At 70.3% G+C, this 18685-nt stretch carries 17 protein-coding genes; 9 read left to right on the forward strand and 8 right to left on the reverse strand.

The features are described from left to right. Positions 1 to 181 precede the first annotated feature (181 nt). On the forward strand, positions 182 to 1708 hold the full coding sequence (locus ABZV06_RS01410; RefSeq protein ID WP_355617670.1) for a hypothetical protein: 1527 nt from the start codon (positions 182 to 184) through the stop codon (positions 1706 to 1708). 84 nt (positions 1709 to 1792) lie between these two features. Here ABZV06_RS01410 and rplI read toward each other — a convergent pair whose 3' ends face one another. The 4 genes from rplI to rpsF all read right to left on the reverse strand — a co-directional run bounded on the left by rplI (position 1793) and on the right by rpsF (position 3462). Further along, positions 1793 to 2239: a 50S ribosomal protein L9 gene (gene rplI / locus ABZV06_RS01415; RefSeq protein ID WP_355248035.1), complete on the reverse strand. Its 447-nt coding sequence runs from the start codon at positions 2237 to 2239 to the stop codon at positions 1793 to 1795. A gap of 14 nt (positions 2240 to 2253) precedes the next feature. After that, complete coding sequence (gene rpsR / locus ABZV06_RS01420; protein ID WP_355248038.1) at positions 2254 to 2535, reverse strand: 30S ribosomal protein S18; 282 nt, start codon at positions 2533 to 2535, stop codon at positions 2254 to 2256. Further along, complete coding sequence (locus ABZV06_RS01425) at positions 2535 to 3080, reverse strand: single-stranded DNA-binding protein (protein WP_355617673.1); 546 nt, start codon at positions 3078 to 3080, stop codon at positions 2535 to 2537. The genes rpsR and ABZV06_RS01425 overlap by 1 nt, the downstream gene beginning before the upstream one ends. Before the next feature lie 91 nt (positions 3081 to 3171). Further along, the gene (gene rpsF / locus ABZV06_RS01430; protein WP_355248044.1) at positions 3172 to 3462 is read right to left on the reverse strand and encodes a 30S ribosomal protein S6; all 291 of its coding nucleotides are present in this window, start codon (positions 3460 to 3462) and stop codon (positions 3172 to 3174) included. A gap of 612 nt (positions 3463 to 4074) precedes the next feature. On the opposite strand from rpsF, the gene ABZV06_RS01435 reads away from it, so the two are divergent. Together ABZV06_RS01435 and ABZV06_RS01440 are read left to right on the forward strand one after the other, a co-directional pair. Further along, positions 4075 to 4866 carry a deoxyribonuclease IV gene (locus ABZV06_RS01435; protein ID WP_355248047.1) on the forward strand — a complete coding sequence of 264 codons (792 nt, stop codon included), beginning with the start codon at positions 4075 to 4077 and terminating at the stop codon, positions 4864 to 4866. Beyond that, a complete protein-coding gene (locus ABZV06_RS01440) occupies positions 4863 to 7028 on the forward strand; it encodes a hypothetical protein (RefSeq protein WP_355248050.1) in 2166 nt (721 codons plus the stop codon). Before ABZV06_RS01435 ends, ABZV06_RS01440 begins: the two co-directional genes overlap by 4 nt. A gap of 7 nt (positions 7029 to 7035) precedes the next feature. On the opposite strand, the gene ABZV06_RS01445 is transcribed toward ABZV06_RS01440, so the two are convergent. The 3 genes from ABZV06_RS01445 to ABZV06_RS01455 all read right to left on the reverse strand — a co-directional run bounded on the left by ABZV06_RS01445 (position 7036) and on the right by ABZV06_RS01455 (position 12215). Further along, complete coding sequence (locus ABZV06_RS01445; RefSeq protein WP_355248052.1) at positions 7036 to 8541, reverse strand: glycosyltransferase 87 family protein; 1506 nt, start codon at positions 8539 to 8541, stop codon at positions 7036 to 7038. Positions 8542 to 8736: 195 nt separating this feature from the next. After that, the gene (locus ABZV06_RS01450; RefSeq protein WP_355617676.1) at positions 8737 to 11562 is read right to left on the reverse strand and encodes a transglycosylase domain-containing protein; all 2826 of its coding nucleotides are present in this window, start codon (positions 11560 to 11562) and stop codon (positions 8737 to 8739) included. Between the two features lie 197 nt (positions 11563 to 11759). After that, positions 11760 to 12215, reverse strand: a complete 456-nt coding sequence (locus ABZV06_RS01455) for a DUF5318 domain-containing protein (RefSeq protein ID WP_355617679.1) — start codon at positions 12213 to 12215, stop codon at positions 11760 to 11762. Between the two features lie 175 nt (positions 12216 to 12390). Here ABZV06_RS01455 and ABZV06_RS01460 point away from each other — a divergent pair, with 175 nt between their 5' ends. Next, positions 12391 to 13029, forward strand: a complete 639-nt coding sequence (locus ABZV06_RS01460) for a PadR family transcriptional regulator (protein WP_030331823.1) — start codon at positions 12391 to 12393, stop codon at positions 13027 to 13029. A gap of 23 nt (positions 13030 to 13052) precedes the next feature. Continuing rightward, positions 13053 to 14132, forward strand: a complete 1080-nt coding sequence (locus ABZV06_RS01465) for an inositol-3-phosphate synthase (protein WP_355248060.1) — start codon at positions 13053 to 13055, stop codon at positions 14130 to 14132. 150 nt (positions 14133 to 14282) lie between these two features. Here ABZV06_RS01465 and ABZV06_RS01470 read toward each other — a convergent pair whose 3' ends face one another. Further along, complete coding sequence (locus ABZV06_RS01470; RefSeq protein ID WP_355248063.1) at positions 14283 to 14762, reverse strand: methylated-DNA--[protein]-cysteine S-methyltransferase; 480 nt, start codon at positions 14760 to 14762, stop codon at positions 14283 to 14285. A gap of 69 nt (positions 14763 to 14831) precedes the next feature. Between ABZV06_RS01470 and ABZV06_RS01475 the strand changes: the two genes are divergently transcribed. From ABZV06_RS01475 to ABZV06_RS01490, 4 genes are read left to right on the forward strand one after another with little or no spacing between them, the layout of a single operon-like run. Then, positions 14832 to 15350, forward strand: a complete 519-nt coding sequence (locus ABZV06_RS01475) for a SigE family RNA polymerase sigma factor (protein ID WP_355248066.1) — start codon at positions 14832 to 14834, stop codon at positions 15348 to 15350. Next, positions 15347 to 16459 (forward strand): hypothetical protein, encoded by a 1113-nt coding sequence (locus ABZV06_RS01480; RefSeq protein ID WP_355617682.1) that lies wholly within the window; start codon positions 15347 to 15349, stop codon positions 16457 to 16459. Before ABZV06_RS01475 ends, ABZV06_RS01480 begins: the two co-directional genes overlap by 4 nt. 40 nt (positions 16460 to 16499) lie before the next feature. Beyond that, positions 16500 to 17021: a hypothetical protein gene (locus ABZV06_RS01485; RefSeq protein ID WP_355248087.1), complete on the forward strand. Its 522-nt coding sequence runs from the start codon at positions 16500 to 16502 to the stop codon at positions 17019 to 17021. 28 nt (positions 17022 to 17049) lie between these two features. After that, complete coding sequence (locus tag ABZV06_RS01490) at positions 17050 to 18558, forward strand: SPFH domain-containing protein (protein WP_355617685.1); 1509 nt, start codon at positions 17050 to 17052, stop codon at positions 18556 to 18558. Positions 18559 to 18685: the final 127 nt, after the last annotated feature.

Consider the following 18685-nt stretch of genomic DNA (forward strand, 5'->3'; position numbering starts at 1 on the left):
GTGGACAACCGTTGGGGAATTCTCGGCTGCAAGCCTTTGAACAGGCAAAACGCGGTCCCCAGCCTGTGGAGGAGAATATTTCGGTCGGTTCTGTGACACGATCTTCCCGTACTATCTCCAGCGAACGGCTACACCTGGACAGCGGATTACGCTTTGGGTTCAGAAGGGTCACACTCCGGCCGTGAGTTACCGGGACTGGGGACGCGGGGAGGGCAGCCCGCGCGAGCGTCCGCCAACCGCCTCGTGGGGTCAGCCTGCGCTGCCCGCTCCGGTCGACCCCTACGACGAGGACGCGGGCTACCGCACCTCCAGCCGGCAGCGTGCGCGGGATCGTGGGCAGGACGAACCGGTCGACGCCTACCTGCCGCGATGGGCGCTGGAGTCGGGGGTTCGACGGGCTGACGGTGGTGGCCGGCATGCCGCGCCCGATGAGGACGATGTCGAGGCCGAGCCTGAGCGCCCGAGTTCCGGTGCCGGCTGGCGTGGTGCCGAGGCGACCGGCAGGCGACGGGCCGACGCGAGCGGTCGGCGTGAACAGCGGGCGATCGGCGCGGGCCCCGATTCGGACCACACCCGGGAGTGGACGCTCGACCGTCTCCAGGATCAGGGGTACGCGGGCCGTCGGCGCGCCGACTCAGCGGAGGAGCCGGTTTCCGGCGTGGCCTCCGACCGTCGTCCCCGTCGTGCGCCGGCCGGTCGTCCCCAGGTGATCTGGTCCGGTGGAGATCTGGAGGCAGGCTCGGCCGAGACGGCGTCCCGTCCGGAGGTGAGCCGGCCGACGCGGCGCAGCCGACGCGCGGCAGAGGAGTCGTGGACCCGTCCGGCGGTCGATCCCTGGGAACGTCGGTCGGAGCGGCCGGCGGAGCCCGATCCGTCGTACGCGCCCGCCGTGGACCCGTGGGACGCGTCGGGTGTGCACGCGTGGCCGCCACCCGGCCCGGACGCCACGGACCTGAGCGGGCAGTGGTCCCAGGGGGAGAGTGTCGGTGGTTGGGAGCGGTCGGACCGCACCGGCCAGTGGGAGCGGTCCGCGGTCGAGGACGACCAGTGGGACCGGACGCTGCCACCCCGCTCGGATCGTCTGACGGAGGGATGGCCGAGCCGGGACAGCAGTTTCTGGTCCGGTACGCGGCTGTCCGGTGACGATCCGCGCTGGATGGATTCGACCACGTCCGCGCCTCGTTCTCCGGTGGTGGGTTACACCGCTCCGCGGCCGCGCAGTGTTCCCGTACCCCCTGTCGGTGCCGTGCGTCGGGCGGACCGGTCACCTGTCGGTACGGCGTCGGTGCGGCGGCGGGTCGAGTCGGTGGCGACGGGCGGCTGGGCGCGGCGTCTGGAGGACGACCTCCTCGACCCTGATCCCGGTGGGTCCGTCCGGCCGCTGCTGTACACCACCGCCTGCTACGTGGTGCCGGCGGTGCTGATCTTCCTGTGGTTGCTGACGCTGGACGGGCAGGCGCCCGCCGGTTGTGTCACCGACATCAGTGGGGGCGGCTGCGACTCCGCGCGGTCCCGTGCGTTGGAGTCGTTGCTCGCCGGCTCGCCGCGGTTCGGGTTGGCGCTGGCGAGCAGTCTGGTGGTGGCGGCGCTGCTGCGCCGGGTCGGCACGACGTGGCGGTCGGCGACGATCGCGCTCGCCGCGGCGGTGGTCGGCGGTGGTCTCTCCACGGTGCTGATCAGCGCGGTGACCGGTCAACCGATCGGCTGAGGCTGGCGAGCGGGCCTGATGGCGCATGCGCGAGGGCCCGCACCGATCGCTCGGTGCGGGCCCTCGTCGTGGTCCGGCGTTTCGTCAGCCCTGAACGACGTTCAGGTTGAACGATGCGGTGACCTCGGGGTGCAGCTTGATCTTCACCGGGTAGGTGCCGGTCGACTTGATGTGACCGGGCACCTCCAGCCGGCGACGGTCGAGGACCGGACCACCGGCGCCCTTGACGGCGTCGACGATCTCGGCCGAGGTGACCGAGCCGAAGAGCCGACCGCCGTCGCCGGCGCGGGCCTTCAAGTTGACCTTGAGACCCTCAAGCTGGCCCTTGACCTCGTTCGCGTGGTCGAGGTCGCGGATCTCGCGGGCCGAGCGGGCCCGCTGGATGACCGTGACCTGCTTTTCCGCGCCCTTGGTCCAGGCGATCGCGAAGCCCTGCGGCAGCAGGTAGTTACGGCCGAAGCCGTCCTTGACCTCCACGATGTCGCCCGGGGCACCGAGGCCGGACACTTCCTGAGTCAGGATGATCTTCATATCGGTGCCTCCTCTCAGCGGGCCGTTGCGGTGTACGGCAGAAGCGCCATCTCGCGGGCGTTCTTGACCGCGCGGGCAATCTGCCGCTGCTGCTGCGAGGTCACACCGGTGACCCGCCGAGCGCGGATCTTGCCGCGGTCGGAGATGAACTTGCGCAGCAGCGCCGTGTCCTTGTAGTCGATGTAGGCGATCCCGTCCTTGTCGAGCGGGTTCACCTTCTTCTTGGGCTTGCGAAGGGCCGCAGCCTTGGCCGTGGACCTTGCTCCTGGTTTGCGATCGCGGGCGCTCGGCGCCATTAGAACGGAGGCTCCTCGTCGAAGTTGCCGCCCGAACCGGCACGCGCGGGAGAGGGTGCGGCCGAAGCCCAGGGGTCGTCGAAGTTGCCTCCGCCGCCACCCTGGCCACCACCACCGCCACCACCGAAGCCGCCGCCACCGCCACCGCCACCGCCACCGGAGCGGGACATTTTCTGCACCTTCGCCGTGGCGTAGCGCAGCGACGGGCCGATCTCGTCGACCTCAAGCTCGATGACGGTGCGCTTCTCGCCCTCGCGGGTCTCGTAGGACCGCTGACGCAGCCGGCCCGAGACGATCACGCGGGCGCCCCGCTGCAGCGACTCGGCGACGTGCTCCGCCGCCTGACGCCACACGGTGCAAGCCAGGAAGAGCGGCTCGCCGTCCTTCCACTCATTGGTGGTCTTGTCCATGAAACGGGGCGTCGAAGCGACCCGGAACTTGGCGACCGCCGCACCGGACGGGGTGAACCGCAACTCGGGGTCATCGGTCAAGTTACCGATGACCGTGATGGTGGTGTCTCCTGCCATGACCATCTCCTCGCGCACTCAGCGTCTCGTCGTACAGGCTCTCAGAGCCGTACGACAGAGTCGCGGAGGCTGATCCGGGCGAACCGGGTTGAATGACCGGACTGAATGCTTAGCGCATCTCCGGCCGGATGACCTTGGTGCGCAGCACGGACTCGTTCAGCCGGAGCTGACGGTCCAGCTCGGCCACGGCAGCAGGCGTGGCCTGCAGGTCGACGACGGCGTAGATGCCCTCGGCCTTTTTGTTGATCTCGAACGAGAGGCGCCTGCGGCCCCACACGTCCGTCTTCTCAACCGAGCCACCCGCGGTCCGAATCACGTTCAGGTACGTGTCGAGCGACGGGGCGACGGTGCGCTCCTCGAGGCTGGGGTCGAGGATCACCATGATCTCGTAATGACGCAAGACGTGCTCACCTCCTGTGGGCTAAGCGGCCACGGTCCTTCCGTGGCAGGAGGTCGTGCGTCGCTGCCCGCACGTGCCGGGGGAACCCGGCCGGACGCGGACAACCTGACCAGGATACCCGGTCCGGTCGATCATGCCCGGGGCGGTCGGGTCGACATCGCGGGCATGCCGACGGGGGCTCGCCGTCCGACCGTCACTGGTCGGTGGCGAGCCCCCGTCAACGAGGCCGCGGAGCGTCCCGTCCGCATTCCTTGGGTGGGACCTGGGGAGGAACGACCACACCGATGAGGTTGGACCGGAGACGCCCCGCGGAGCTTTATCGTGTTGTTATCTGACGATACAACGGCTGTCGTCCCCTGTCGGGGCAAAAGGCAGAAATTTCCGAGATTATGCAAAGGTGCCGATCGTCCCCGCAGCGCCGGGCCGCGCCACGGGGATGATCTCGCTCTCGGGCTGACGAACACCGGTCACCATGCGCGGCGAACCCGCCGCGATCAGCCCCGGGCCCCGTTCGCCGGGTCCCGTTCCATCAACGATCGTCCGTCAGCCGGGGTGACGACATCGCGCCGGCCGTCACCGCACCCGTCGGGGTTGCGACGTAGGCTCGCTGCCATGCGTATCGGAGCCCACGTCGATTCGACCGACCCGCTGGCGGAGGCAGCCGCCCGGTCCGCCGACACCGTGCAGTTCTTCCTCTCCGACCCGCAGGGATGGAAGGCCCCCAAGCCGCGGGAGGACGCCGAGCGGCTGCGCGCCGCCGAGGTCGACCTCTACGTGCACGCCCCGTACGTCATCAACGTGGCGACCCTCAACAACCGCATCCGCATCCCCAGCCGCAAGCTGCTGCTCGGGCACGCGACCGCCGCGGCCGAGATCGGCGCGAAGGGCCTGATCGTCCACGGTGGGCACGTCAACGCCGGTGACGACCTGGCCGTCGGCTTCGACAACTGGCGCAAGACCTTTGCGTACGCGGCCGACTCGGGCGGATTCGGCGTTCCGGTCCTGATCGAGAACACGGCCGGCGGCGACAACGCGTGCGCCCGCCGGCTGGACGCGCTCGCCCGGCTCTGGGACACGATCGGCGATTACGAGGTCGGCTTCTGCCTGGACACGTGTCACGCGTACGCCGGGGGTGAGGAACTGCTCGGTCTCGTCGACCGGGTGAAGGCGATCACGGGGCGGATCGATCTGGTACACGCCAACAACTCCAAGGGCGCGTTCAACTCCGGGCAGGACCGGCACGACAACCTCGACGGCGGGACGATCGATCCGGAGCTGGTGGTGGCCGTGATCCGGGCCGCCGGAGCGCCGGTGGTCGTCGAGACCCCGGGCGGCGTCGCGGGCCAGGGCGCCGACATCGACTTCCTGCGCCAGCAGCTCCCGACGGAGCGCCCGGCAGCATGAAGACCGGAAAGTCCAAGCCGGGAAAGGCGCGGTCCACGTCCACCGGCAATGACCCGATCCGACCGGCCACGCCGCCCACCGGCGACGTCCCCATCGCCTCGGCCGGGACCACGACGAGTGACACGCCCCGGGACGACCCGGCGCCGGACAGCGGCCCGAAGATCGCCAGGACGACCACGAAGGGCGACGCCGCCGAGAACGGCGGCGCGAAGAGCGCCGGTGACGACGAGACCGCCACGGCCAAGGGCGACGGTACGACGAGCGCCGGCAACGAGAAGGCCGACGCCACGAAGCCCGGTGCCGCCAAGGGTGCGGTGGTGAAGGACGGCGAAAAGCCCGAGGGCGGCAAGGTCGGTGACGACGCCGACAGCGAGGCCGAGCCGGTCGAGCCCGACCGCTGGGAGGCCTTCGCCTCGGCCCCGGAACCTCGGCCCACCGTGCTCACCCGGGCCGCCCGGCCGGTCGGTCGGTTCCTGGTCCACGAGTGGACCCTGGCGGCCCTCGCCTCGGTGGCACTGGCCGTACTGATGACCTGGCCGACGCTGCGCTACCCGCGTTACACCCTGCCGCAGGACACCTGGGACCCGAGCCTCCAGGCGTGGCAGATGGCCTGGTCCGGACACATCCTCCTGGCCGATCCGGCGCGCCTGTGGCAGTCGAACACGTTCTTCCCGGAACTGTGGAGCTTCGCGTTCTCCGACACGCTGCTCGGCTACGCCCCGGCCGGGATGCTCGGCAGCGGCCCCGAGGACGCGGTGCTGCGCTACAACATCATGTTCGTGCTGGCGCACGCGCTCGCCACCTTCGGGGCGTACGCCCTGGCCCGCCAACTGGGTGCCGGTCGGATCGGCGCCGCCGTCGCCGGGGTCGGCTACGCGTACGCGCCGTGGCTGCTCGCCCAGGCCGGGCACCTGCACGTGCTCTCCAACGGTGGCATTCCGCTGGCCCTCGCGATGCTGGCGCGAGGGCACGGCTGGTCGCTGCGGCGCGGCTACCGGCCCGAGCTGCGACACGACGGCTGGGTGTACGCCGGATGGCTGGTGGCGGCCTGGCAGATCAGCCTCGGCTTCGGCATCGGCCTGCCGTTCGCGTACTTCCTGGCCTGCGCGGTGCTGGTCGCCGCCGTGTTGTACGTCGTGAAGCGGCTGCGCTCCGGTCGGGCCGTGCCGTTCGGTCGCCGGCTCCTCGTGGCCGACCTGGTCGGCGGGGTGTTCTTCGCCGGGGTGGGCCTGCTGATGGCTCTCCCGTACTTCCAGGTGACCGAGCTGCACCCGTACGCCGAGCGGACCGTCCGCGACATCAGTGTCTTCTCGCCGCCGGCGTCCGGCTTCGTGACCGCGCCCGCCGAATCACGGATCTGGGGCGGTTTGCACGAGGGTGCCCGCGCGGCGCTGCCGTGGCACGCGGAGATGACCCTGCTGCCGGGGTTCGTGCTCTACGCGCTGGCGTTCGGCGGGTTGTTCTTCTCGGTCTGGCGGCTGCGGCACCGGCTGTTCCTGCTCGCCGGTGTGCTGGTCACGATGGTCTTCGCGATGGGTACCCGCTTCTTCCACGGCACCTTCACCTACGTGCCGCTGTTCGAGCACGCGCCGGGCTGGAACGCGTTGCGTACCCCCGGGCGGTTGATGCTCTGGACCACGTTGCTGCTCGCGCTGCTCGCGGCCGGCGCGGTCACCGCCCTCACCGACCGGGTCCGTGAGCTGGCCGCGCAGCGGATTCCGTCCTGGCCTGGTCCGTGGCTGCGGATCGCCACGCTGCTGCCGCTGCTGCTGGTCACCGTCGAAGGGCTGAACACCACCCCGCATCCGGTGGTGCCGACGCAACCCGCCGCGATGCGCTCGGCCCAGGGTCCACTGCTCGTGCTGCCCAGCGACCAGGGCATCGACCAGCACGTGATGCTCTGGTCGACGAGCGGATTCCCGGACGTGGCGAACGGCGGCAGTGGCTTCACGCCCCGGCAGCTCGACGACGTCCGCCGGGTCAGCCAGTCGTTCCCCGACCGGACGAGCGTCGACTACCTGCGGACGCTCGGTGTGCGGACGGTGGTGCTGCTGCGCGACGACGTACCCGGCACACCGTGGGAGATCACCATCGACGCACCTGTCGAGTCGCTCGGCATCACGCGTCAGGAGGTCGGCGACGCGGTGGTGTACCGGCTCTGACGCCCCCTCACGCAGGGACGCTCGCGGGTTCGGGTTCGTCGGTCGTCGGCTGGCGACGCCACCGGTCCAGCCAGGGTGCGTCCGGTGCGCCGTCGAGGACACCCCCGTCCGGGTCGTCGGGGTAGTTGGCGCGTACCGCGTCCTGCTCGGGGTGCAGGATCTCCCGGACGACCAGCACGCACAGGGTCACCACGGTCGCCAGCCGGAGCGTCGACGCCAGCACGAACACGCCTTCCGGGAAGACGGGACGGCTGGTCGCCGCGCCGAGCAGTTCGCCGTAGAAGGCCACGAAGTAGCAGACCTCGGCGAGCTGCCAGGCCAGGAAGGCCCCCCATTTCGGCCGGGCCAGCACCACCAGCGGCAGCATCCAGAGCACGAACTGCTGGGACCAGACCTTGCTGAAGATGAGGAAGGCGGCCACCACCAGGAAGGCGAGCTGGGCGAGCCGCGGCCGGCGCGGCGCGCGCAGCGCCAGCACGGCCACACCGAGGCAGGCAAGCGCGAACAGGGCGTACGAGATGGTGTTCAGGGTCGGGGTGTTGGTGTTCAACCATTCGAACGGGCCCTGCTGGCCGGGGTCGTTGCCGACCTTGCCGTCGAGGTAGCGCCCGATGTACCAGAGCGTGCCCCAGTCGATGGGCCGCGTGGTGTTCAGCTCGAAGAACCGGCCCCAGTTATCCGGGTTGGCCCGGTACGCGGGCAGGTTCACCAGCACCACGGCCACCACCGCTGCGCCGAGGGCGGTCAGCGCGGCGCGGAGTCGGTTGGCCCGTAGGGCCAGGACGAGGATCGGACCCAGCAGGAACAGTGGCCAGAGTTTCGCCGCGCCGGCCAACCCGAGCAGCACGCCGGCCGCCACCGGTTGTCGCCGGGCCCAGGCCAACAGACCGAACGCCGCCAACCCGATGGCGAGCAGATCCCAGTTGACGGTGGCGGTGAGCACCAGCGCCGGGGCGAGCGCGAACAACGCCGCGTCCCAGGGTCGTCGGCGGCGCAACGCGAGGATCACCGCGACGGTGGCCACGGCGAGTGCACCCAGCACGAGGGCGTTGAGGTTGTAGAACCACTGGCCCTGGTTGATGCTCGGGTCACCCTTGCCGATCGCGTGCACCGGCAGACCGAGGGCACCCATGAAGTAGCCGGTCAGCACCGGATATTCCACCGGGTGGTCCCGGTAGGGCACCTTGCCCTCGTTGAGGCCCTCGGCGTAGTAGAGGGCGAGCACGTCGGTGTAGCAGAACCGGTTGTACTGCACGTTGTTCTGCCAGGCGCCGTCCTGGCACGGCGATTTCTGCACCCAGTGCAGCGCCAGTGTGAGGCAGGCCAGCGCCAGGACGATCCGGACGGCGGTCCAGAACCGGCGTTCCGGGCCAGCCGGCCGGTCCAGCGCCGTCGCGTGGTCGCCGAGCGGCCCGCCGATGGCACCGGAGAGGCCCCGGACGAACCCGTCGGAGCGGGACGGGTGGTCGGTGGTTCCGGCGTCGTCGATGCCGGGCGTCGACTGGGTGCTCATAAAGAGGCATCCTGCCGTACTCGCAGCGATGAGTCATGTACTCGTCGGCCCGCCCAGGTCAGAACCCGTACGGCCGCCGTCGACGAGTGACCGGTGCCGCTACGCCGACCGCCGGCCGGACAGGTCGTCCGGCCGGCGGCGGTGTGTGCGCTGCGGCTCTCAATCCATGGTGGTCAGTGGCAGGTCGGGCGGCGGCTAGCCGCCGTTCGGACCACCGGGCCCACCAGGACCGCCCGGGTTGTTCCCCCCGGGGTTGCCGTTGTTGCGGGGGCAGAACGGATTGGTCAGCGGGTCACAGGTCTGGCCCGGTTGGCCCGGCTGACCCGGCTGGCCTGGCTGACCCGGCTGCCCGGGCGGTGGTGCCGCCGGCGCCTTGCCGTTGCCCTTGGTGACGTCGCCCTCGCCGGTGACGGTGGGCAGGGGGATCTCCTCCTGCCCCTTGAGGGCGGTGTTCATGTACTTCTCCCAGATCGGACCGGGAAGGGTCGAACCGCCGATCGGCTTACCACCCGCGAGGCGGATCTGCGGCTTCTTCGGGTCCCGGCTGCCCACCCAGACGGCCGTGGCGACCTGCGGGGTGTAGCCGACCGTCCAGGCCTGCGAGTTGTCCTTGCTGTCGTACTCCCAGGTGCCCGTCTTGGCGGCGGCCTGGCGGCCGTCCTCCAGCGAAAGGCTGTTGGGGGCGGGGATCTGCTTCAGGACCGCGGTGACCTCGTCGGTGATCTTCTTGTCGATCCGCTGCTCCGGCTTGATGCGCTCGCTGCCGACGACCTTCCACTTGCCGGTGTTCTTGTCCTGCTGCTCGACCTTGATGACGAAGTGCGCCTTGATGTACTTGCCGTCGTTGGCGAACGTCGCCATCGCGTTCGCGTGGTCGAACACGGTGAGCGGGTACTTGCCGAAACCGGTGTAGTTGTCGAACGGGTTCGGCCCCTTCTTCGCCAGGTCGAACGCCTGCGGCGGGTCGACGCCCCACATGGTGGTCACGCCCGCCTTGCGGGCCATGTCGACCACCTTCTCGGCGCCGATCGTCTTGGTGACCCAGTAGAACGGCACGTTGTACGACTGGATCGTCGACTCTTCGAGGGTGCAGTTCTTGCCGCACTTGAGGTTGGTGCGGCCGGCGTTACCGATCGCGACCGCGGAGCCCTCGGGCTTGTACGGCGTCGGGTCCCAGTGCGACTTCACCGAGATGCCCGCCTCGATAGCGGCGGCCAGGGTGTAGACCTTCATCGACGAGCCCGGCGAGTGACCACCGGTCAGGTCACCGTTCTTGTCGGTGTTCTTGCCGGCGTAGTCGAAGTCGGCGCCGCTGTCACCGCCGTAGTAGGCGAGCACGCGGCCCTTCTTCGGGTCGATCGAGACCACCGCCGCCATCAGGTTCTTGGGCTGGTCGTTGAGCTCCGAGCCCTTCTTCGACTGCATCGCGACGTTCTCGGCGGCCGTCTGGAGCTTCGGGTCGATGGTCGTGGTGATCCGGTAGCCGCCGTCCCGCAGCGCGTCGACACAGCTCGTCTTGCCCTCCGCGCCGCTGTCGGAGCAGAGACCCATCGCGTCCATCTCCTGACGGACGTAGTTGATGACGTTGCCCCGGGGGCTGTCGACGCCGAAGCCGTTGCCGCCCTTCTTCGGTGGCAGCACCTTCGGGTACGCGGTGGGCGCCGGCGGGTGGTTGGGGGAGTCCAACCAGCCCTCCTTCTTCATCCCGTCGATCACGTAGTCCCACCGGGTCTTGGCGTCGGTCGGGTTGACCGCCGGGTCGTAGCCCTTGTGGGTGTCGGTCGCCACCGGCTGCTTGATCAGCGCGGCCAGGACGGCGCCCTCGGCGGGGGTGAGCTTGATCGCCGACTTGCCGAAGTACGTCTGCGCCGCAGCCTCGATGCCGTACGCGCCGCGACCGAAGTAGATCACGTTGAGGTAGTGCTGCATGATCTCCGGCTTGCTGTACGCGTCGTTCAGCTTGGAGGCGAGGATCGCCTCCTTGACCTTGCGCCCGTACGTGTCGTCCTGGAGATTCTCGAACGCGTTGCGGGCGTACTGCTGGGTGATCGTCGACGCGCCCTGCTTGTCACCGTTGGAGACGTTGTTCCACGCTGCCCGGACGATGCCCTTGTAGTCGACGCCCGAGTGCCGGTAGAAGTTCCGGTCCTCGGCGGCGGCGACGGCGTCCTGCACGTGCTGCGGGATCTGGCTGATGGTGACGAAGGTGCGGTTCTCGCTGCCGAGCTTGGCGAGCGTGGTCTTGCCGTCCTTGGCGTACACCGTGGTGGACAGCGGCAGCGGCAGCTCGTTGGGCATGACGACGTTTGTCGAGTAGTAGGTGAAGCCGACCACGCCGACACCGGCCAGCATGATGAAGACGGCGAACCCGGCGATCAGCAGGTTCATCCGCTTGCGCTTCTTGGCACGGGCCGCCGCTGCCGGATCACCCGCGCCGCGACCGCCGCGACCTGGCCCGTTCGGACCACCCGGGCCGCCGGGACCACCTGGGCCGCCGGGACCACCCGGACCGCCCGAGACCGGCGAGACACTCGCCCGGGCGACCGCGGCACGGCCACCCACCGACGCGGAGCCGACACTGGCCCGGCCCGCCGAGGCGGCGCCGACGGCGGCGGTGCCCACCCGGGCCCGACCGGCGGGCGCTCCCGGCGCAGGTGACACCGGAACGGAGGCCCGTCCGGTGCCGGCGCGACCCGCGGCCGCACCGGGTGCAGGGGACACGGGCACCGAGGCGCGACCGGGCCGGCCGGGCGTGGCCGAGCCCACCGACGCGGACCCGGCGGCACCGCCGGGCGGTGGCACGGAGGCCGAGCCACCGACCGACGCGCGACCGCCGGCCGCTCTCGGTGTCACCGGGGCCCGACCGGGGGGCGCCGCAGGCTCCGCGGAGGACCAACCACCCGCGCGGGAGTCACCGCCGGGTCTGCGGTACGCGTCGTCCGCGCCCGGTCCGGGGTCACCGTCGGGACCCGGGTACTCGGCCCGACCGCGCGCGGAACTGGGATCGCCGTACGAGTTCATTCTTCACACCCTGCCGGTCGCGGTGGGGCGCGACAGCGCCGCCACCGGGTTGCCGTGAGTTGCTTCACCCGTAACGCCGGCACGAGGGTGCCGGTTCGCCAGGGTCATTGCTGAATCAATGGGGCTAATCGGACCAACGAGTGGTCGACCGTCCCGGGTCATGTCCACGGCCCCGGAGCCGGTCGAACCAACTGAGATCACCGTTGCGCCTCTCGCCTCCGCCGACCCACGCCCTCGGCGGCCGTCGCGTCCTGCGCGCCGGTGCCGGCACTGTCGCCGTCACCGGTGAGACCATCCCGGCCGAGCAGGTACTGCTCGACGAGATGGTTCCAGTCACAGCCGAGGCACACCTCCACCACGAAGACCTGGAACTCACGTAGCGTCATCGCCAGCGCGGGCAACTCGGCCAGCGTGCGGGCCTGGCCGGCGGACTGCTTGAGTTCGTCGCCGTAAATGTAGTGGACCAGGGTCAGATTCTCGCTGCGACAGATCGGGCAACGCTGGTCGGTCGGTTCGCCGTGGAACCGCGCAGCGTTCTTCAGGTACGGCGAGGCGTCGCACACGTCGTACGTGCCGACCCGGCCAGCCAGGAGCTCACGCAGGACCGCTCGCTTCTGAAGCGAGTAGTCGACCACCTGGCGAGACGTGCGCATGCCGAGAAGGGTACGCGGTCCGGCCCGACGAGGCGACCACGCTCACGATGCGTGACGACAGCACCCCGGAACGGGGGTTTGTGCTGGCCGGCGCCAGCCGCTAACGTGCGATGTATCGGTCCGATACATCGCGGCGGTTACCGCTCCGCGCCGGAGGGTAAAGGGAGGATGGCCCGTGCTCGAATTCGCCATCCTCGGCCTCCTGCAGGAGTCTCCGATGCACGGCTACGAGCTGCGCAAGGAGCTGACCGCCAAACTCGGCGCGATCCGGGCGGCGATCAGCTACGGCTCGCTCTACCCGACCCTGCGCAGGTTGCAGGCGGCGGGTTGGATCACCGAAGCCGCCGAGACACCCGCCACCGCCGAGGAGGTTCCCGCGCTGACCAGCCGACGAGGTCGGGTGGTCTACAAAATCACCGCGGAGGGCAAGGAACGCTTCGCCCAGCTCATCGCACAGGCCGGGCCCGAGACGTACGACGACACGGGCTTCGGGGTGCACTTCGCGTTCTTCGCCCGGACCGACCAGGCGACCCGCCTGCGCATTCTGGAGGGTCGCCGCCGCAAGATCGAGGAGCGTCGCGAAGGCCTTCGCGACGTGCTGGGCCGGGCGGCCGAGCGCCTCGACGCTTACACGCTGGAACTGCAGCGCCACGGCCTTGATGCCTGTGAGCGCGAGGTCCGCTGGCTGGAGGAGCTCATCGCCAACGAGCGCTCCGGCCGAGCCCCGACGGTCCCGAACATCGGGACAGCCGGTGGCCGACGAGAAGACAACAGCCCGCCTCCGCCTGGAGAGACCAGGAATGAGCGGCCGTGACAGAAAAGAAGGAGGCAGACGCTATGGGCTCCGTCCGCGTCGCCATCGTCGGTGTGGGTAACTGCGCCTCGTCCCTGGTTCAGGGCGTCGAGTACTACCGGAACGCCAACCCGAACGACCGCGTCCCGGGTCTCATGCACGTCGCCTTCGGCGACTACCACGTCAACTCCGTGGAGTTCGTCGCGGCATTCGACGTGGACGCCAAGAAGGTGGGCATGGACCTCTCGGAGGCGATCGTCGCCAGCGAGAACAACACCATCAAGCTCTGCGACGTGCCGCCGACCGGCGTCACCGTGCAGCGCGGCCCGACCTTCGACGGTCTGGGCGAGTACTACCGCGAGATCGTCGAGGAGTCCGACGCCACCCCCGTCGACGTGGCGCAGACGCTGCGCGACGCGCAGGTGGACGTCGTCGTCTGCTACCTGCCGGTCGGCTCCGAGCAGGCCGCCAAGTTCTACGCCCAGGCCGCGATCGACGCCGGCTGCGCGTTCGTCAACGCCCTGCCGGTCTTCATCGCCTCCAACCCGGAGTGGGCCCAGAAGTTCACCGACGCGGGCCTGCCGATCGTCGGTGACGACATCAAGAGCCAGGTCGGCGCCACCATCGTGCACCGCGCCCTCGCGAAGCTCTTCGAGGACCGGGGCGTCGAGCTGCTGCGCACGTACCAGCTCAACTTCGGCGGCAACATGGACTTCATGAACATGCTGGAGCGCAAGCGGCTGGTCTCGAAGAAGATCTCGAAGACCCAGTCGGTCACCTCGCAGATCCCGCACGAGATGAGCAAGAGCGACGTGCACATCGGCCCGTCGGACCACGTGCCGTGGTTGGACGACCGCAAGTGGGCGTACATCCGCCTCGAGGGTCGCTCCTTCGGCGACACCCCGCTCAACGCCGAGCTCAAGCTCGAGGTGTGGGACTCGCCGAACTCGGCCGGTGTCATCATCGACGCCGTCCGGGCCGCGAAGATCGCGCTGGACCGCAAGATCGGCGGCCCGATCCTGTCGGCCTCGTCGTACTTCATGAAGTCCCCGCCGGTGCAGTACGCCGACCACGACGCCCACCAGGCCGTCGAGGAGTTCATCGCCGGCGAGGTCGAGCGCTGACCCGCTGAACCACCAGCAGCATCGGCGAGGGCCGGGTCCTGTCGGACCCGGCCCTCGCCGCGTCCGGGCACCGCCAGTGCGGCGATCGGTGGCAGTTCGGCAGCACGCTGCTCGGCGTGTCGAATCGCTCGGCAACCAACGATCAACGGGTCAGGACCAGGCGTGTCGCAGCGCGACGCCGGCCTCCAGCTCCAACAGCGTGACCTTGCGCGGCAGACCCCCGCCGAAGCCGACCAGCTTGCCGCCCGCGCCGACGATCCGGTGGCACGGCACGATCACCGGCACCGGATTGCGGTTGCAGGCCACCCCCACCGCCCGTGCCGCGCCCGGGTCGCCAACCAGCCGCGCCACCTCGCCGTACGTCAGCGTCCCGCCGTACGGGATGCGGGTCATCTCACGCCACACCGCCCGCTCGAACTCGGAGCCGCGCGGGGCGGCGACGGGCACGGTGAACGCCGTCAGCTCACCACCGAAGTACGCCCGCAGCTCCGCCACGGCCTGCCGGGACAGCGGGTCGCCGGGCTCGTCGACCGCCCCCTCGATCCGGCCGAAGTGCGCTCCGCAGACACTCGTGCCGTCGGTAGCCACGGAGAACTCGCCGATCGGCGAGTCGAGCACGGTCCAGCGCATGTCGCCATTGTCCCGCGCGGCGAGGCAAACTTCCGCCGCCGCCCGGCGTCTGAACTTCGGAGGTGGGCGGTGGCGGATGTCGACGGGGAGTTCACCACGTTCGTTCAGGAGCGGGGTGCCGCTCTGCTGCGCGTCGCGTACGCGCTGGCCGGCAATCAACACGCGGCGGAGGACCTGCTCCAGAACGCGCTGGCCAAGGCGTACGCACGGTGGCCGCGGATCAGGGGTGACGCCGAGCCGTACGTGAAACGCATCCTGTACCACGACCAGGTATCCGGCTGGCGACGACGAGGGCGGCGCACGGAGGTGCCCGTGGCGGAGTTACCGGAACGGGCGGCGACCGGCGACGGCGGCCACGAGACGGATCTGCGGTTGCTTCTGCTGGAGGCTCTGCGGGCGCTGCCGCCACGCCAACGGGCCGTGCTGACCCTGCGCTACCTGGAGGACCTCAGCGTCGAGCAGACCGCGACGCTGCTCGGCTGCCGAGCCGGCACGGTCGCCAGCCAGAGCGCCAAGGCACTGGCACGGCTCCGGCGTCTCGTACCGCGGCTGGACGAGCTGACCAGCCGCCCGGAGGTGACGCGATGACCACTTATCTGGACGAGGTGCTCCGCGGGGCCGTACGCGATCTCGCCGACGGCGCCGCGCCCGCTCCGGGGCTCGCCGCCCGGGCGCTCGGCCGGGGTCGTCGGCTGCGCCGTCGGCGACGGCTGACCGTGAGCGCGGCGGCGGTCGTCGCGGTCGTGGTGGCGGCTGTGCCGTTCGTGCTGCTCCGACCCCGGCCGGCCCCGACCCCGGCGACGCCGCCCCCGACCGTGACTCCGTCACCCTCGATCACCTCGTTACCGTCGGTCCGGCCCGTCCCGGCAGCGAACTGGACCGCCACACCGCTCGTGCTGCCGGGGAACTGGGAGGTGACACGGGCACAGTTCACCGGCGGTTCGGGCAACGGATTCCTGCTGGACCGGAGCCGTGGCCGCTACGTCCCCACCGATCGGTACGACGGCATCTTCCCCGCACCGACCGGGTCGCTGGTGGCGGTCGTCGAGGAGGACCGTCCACGTGAGGTCGGCCTCGTGGACATGGCGACCGGTAAGACCCGCTGGCACGAGGTCGGCCCTGCGCTGAATCGCCCGACCTGGTCACCGGACGGTCGCCACCTTCTGTTCACCACCGATCAGCTGGACCACTTCGGCTTCGTCGTGGTCGATCGGGACGGCAGGAGGCGCACGCATCAGGTGTCCCGGCAGCGCTACTTCTGCACCGACCAGTGCTCCTTCGTCTGGACTCGCGACGGTCGGGAGGTGGCACTGCCACAGACCGCCAAGGGCAAGCCACGGTCCGAGTCGATCCGGCACCCGCGAAGTGGCGTGCAGATGTTCTCCGCCGACGACGGACAACCGACCCGGTCGGAGCCGCTACCTGGCGATCCCGCCGGTCCGTGGGCCTGGTCGCCGGACGGTCGCCTGGTCGTCGTGCAGGGCCAGCAGGAGCCGTTGCTGGTGGAGACCGCCACCGGGCGGGTCGTCAACGCGCTGCCGGTCGCCGACGCCGTCTGGGCCGGCGACGACCGACTGCTCTACCGGCAGCCGTACGAAGGTGACTTCGTGCTCGCCGACACGGCGGGGCGCGAACTCGTCCGCCAGCCGCTACCCGAACAGCTCTCGGAGTTGGAGGTGAGCGTGGCACCACACTGAGCCGTCGGACAGGACGACGCCGTTGCGCGGGATCGATATCGTGCAGGTCGTGGCCACGGGGACGCTCATCTTTCTGATCATCGGCGGAGCCGGTGTCGCGGTGCTGGCGCTCGCCCTGCTCGGCAGCGAGTTGCTCCACTTCGGGCATCCCGGCGTGGACGGGCCGATCTCCACCGAGACGATCGCGGGTTTCGCCGGAGCATTCGGGTTCGGCGGGGCGATCGTCAACGAACTGCTCGGTGCGCGTACCCCTGGAATGATCGCGGGCGCGGCGGCCGGCGGCCTGCTCGCGGCCGTGCCCACGGCGTGGCTGGCGTCGCGGTTCAGCCGGGCGGCGCGCAACATGCGCACCGACCCCACCCCCACCCGGGACGACCTGGTCGGTGCGCTCGGCCTGGTCGTCACGCCGGTGCCTGTCGACGGGTACGGCGAGGTGCGGGTACGCGTCGCCGGCCACCCGGTCAAGCTCAACGCCCGCGCCGACCAGCCAATTCCGATGGGCGCGCAGATCTTCGTCGTGCAGGCGCTCAGCGAGACCAGCGTGCACGTCGAAACCTACTGATTCCTCCTCGCAGACAGGACCCCCCTCCATGCCCCTGTTGATAACTGTCGGCGGCGCGGTCGTCCTCGCGCTCGTCCTGGTGTTGTTCGTGCTCTCCCGGATCAAGGTGGCCGGCCCGAACGAGGCGTTCATCGTCACGGGCCGCAAGGGGCGCACCACGCACACCGCCGACGGCGGCCGGTCGACCGACACCTCCGGGCAGAAGGTGGTGCTCGGGGCCTCGGTCTTCGTGCTCCCGGTGGTACAGAAGCTCCAGTCGCTCGACCTGTCCAGCCGGCGGATCGACGTCGGCATCCGGGGCGCGGTCAGCAAGCAGGGCATCCGTGCCGACCTGCACGGTGTGGCGATCGTCAAGGTCGGAGGCACCGAGGACGCGATCCGGGCGGCGGCGCAGCGGTTCCTGCACCAGCAGGACGAGATCGACAACTTCACCCGGGAGGTGCTGGCCGGCGCGCTGCGCTCGATCGTCGGCCGGCTCACCGTCGAGGAGGTCATCCGGGACCGCGCGGCGTTCGCCAGCGCCGTGGCCGAGGAGGCCGAGCACTCGATGACCAACCAGGGGCTGGTGCTCGACACGTTCCAACTCCAGGACATCCTCGCCGAGGGCTCCTACCTCCAGGACCTGGGCCGGCCCGAGGCCGCCCGGGTGCTCAAGGACGCGGCCATCGCCGAGGCGCGGGCCCGGCAGCAGGCCGAGCAGGAGCGGCTGCTCGCCGAGGAGGCCATCGCCGAGGCGAACCGCAACCTGGCCCTCAAGCAGGCCGGCATCCAGGCGGAGATCGACGCGGCGAAGGCCAGGTCGGCCGCTGCCGGACCGCTGGCCCAGGCGGAACGGGACCAGGCGATCCTCTCCGAGCAGCAGAAGGTGGCCGAGCGCAACGCCGAGCTGAAGCAGCGCCAACTGGACACCGAGGTACGCAAGCCGGCCGACGCCGCCCGGTACAAGGTGGAGCAGGAGGCCGAGGCGTCCCGCAACGCGGCGGTGCTCAGTGCGGACGCGCAGCGCCAGGCGGTCATCGCCGCCGCGCAGGCCTCCGCCGAACAGGCGCGACTCACCGGTGAGGGCGAGCGCGCACGGCGTGCGGCCCTCGCCGAGGCCAACGCGATCGAGGGTGCCAAGGAGGGTGAGGCCGAGCAGCGGCGGCGTTCCGCGATCGCCGAGGCGGTCGAGCGCGAGGGTCAGGCCGAGGCGGCGGCCATCCTGGCCAAGGGCCAGGCCGAGGCCGAGGCGATGGCCCGCAAGGCCGAGTCGTTCGCCGCGTACGGCGAGGCTGCGGTACTGGACCTGCTGGTCAAGGTCCTGCCGCAGGTCGTCGAGGCGGCCAGCGCTCCGATCGGGGCGATCGACAAGATGACGGTGATCTCCACCGACGGGGCGTCGTCGCTGACGAAGTCGGTGGCCGGCAACGTGGCACAGGGGTTGCAGCTCGGCAGCGACCTCACCGGCATCGACCTGGCCGGCCTGCTCGCACGCCTCGGCTCGGCATCCACCCCGAACGACGCAGCGGTCGACGGCAAGGTCGTCGAGACGCGCTGACCCCTGCCTCCGCCGACCGCCTCGCCGATCTTGCACTTACTGTCGCGACATAAGAGGGCATAACCCTCACATCGACAAGCCAAAGTGCAAGATCGGCGAGGTGTGGGGGCGGGGGTCGGGGTGGGGA

Source organism: Micromonospora sp. NPDC005172, from assembly GCF_040608555.1.
Lineage (GTDB): Bacteria > Actinomycetota > Actinomycetes > Mycobacteriales > Micromonosporaceae > Micromonospora.

What these genes read in the sequence shown, in the direction of transcription:
- rplI (WP_355248035.1), bottom strand. Translation starts at nt 2,239, where the DNA reads ATGAAGATCATCCTGACTCAGGAAGTGTCCGGCCTCGGTGCCCCGGGC.
- rpsR (WP_355248038.1), bottom strand. Translation starts at nt 2,535, where the DNA reads ATGGCGCCGAGCGCCCGCGATCGCAAACCAGGAGCAAGGTCCACGGCC.
- ABZV06_RS01435 (WP_355248047.1), top strand. Translation starts at nt 4,075, where the DNA reads ATGCGTATCGGAGCCCACGTCGATTCGACCGACCCGCTGGCGGAGGCA.
- ABZV06_RS01440 (WP_355248050.1), top strand. Translation starts at nt 4,863, where the DNA reads ATGAAGACCGGAAAGTCCAAGCCGGGAAAGGCGCGGTCCACGTCCACC.
- ABZV06_RS01445 (WP_355248052.1), bottom strand. Translation starts at nt 8,541, where the DNA reads ATGAGCACCCAGTCGACGCCCGGCATCGACGACGCCGGAACCACCGAC.
- ABZV06_RS01450 (WP_355617676.1), bottom strand. Translation starts at nt 11,562, where the DNA reads ATGAACTCGTACGGCGATCCCAGTTCCGCGCGCGGTCGGGCCGAGTAC.
- ABZV06_RS01455 (WP_355617679.1), bottom strand. Translation starts at nt 12,215, where the DNA reads ATGCGCACGTCTCGCCAGGTGGTCGACTACTCGCTTCAGAAGCGAGCG.
- ABZV06_RS01465 (WP_355248060.1), top strand. Translation starts at nt 13,053, where the DNA reads ATGGGCTCCGTCCGCGTCGCCATCGTCGGTGTGGGTAACTGCGCCTCG.
- ABZV06_RS01470 (WP_355248063.1), bottom strand. Translation starts at nt 14,762, where the DNA reads ATGCGCTGGACCGTGCTCGACTCGCCGATCGGCGAGTTCTCCGTGGCT.
- ABZV06_RS01480 (WP_355617682.1), top strand. Translation starts at nt 15,347, where the DNA reads ATGACCACTTATCTGGACGAGGTGCTCCGCGGGGCCGTACGCGATCTC.
- ABZV06_RS01490 (WP_355617685.1), top strand. Translation starts at nt 17,050, where the DNA reads ATGCCCCTGTTGATAACTGTCGGCGGCGCGGTCGTCCTCGCGCTCGTC.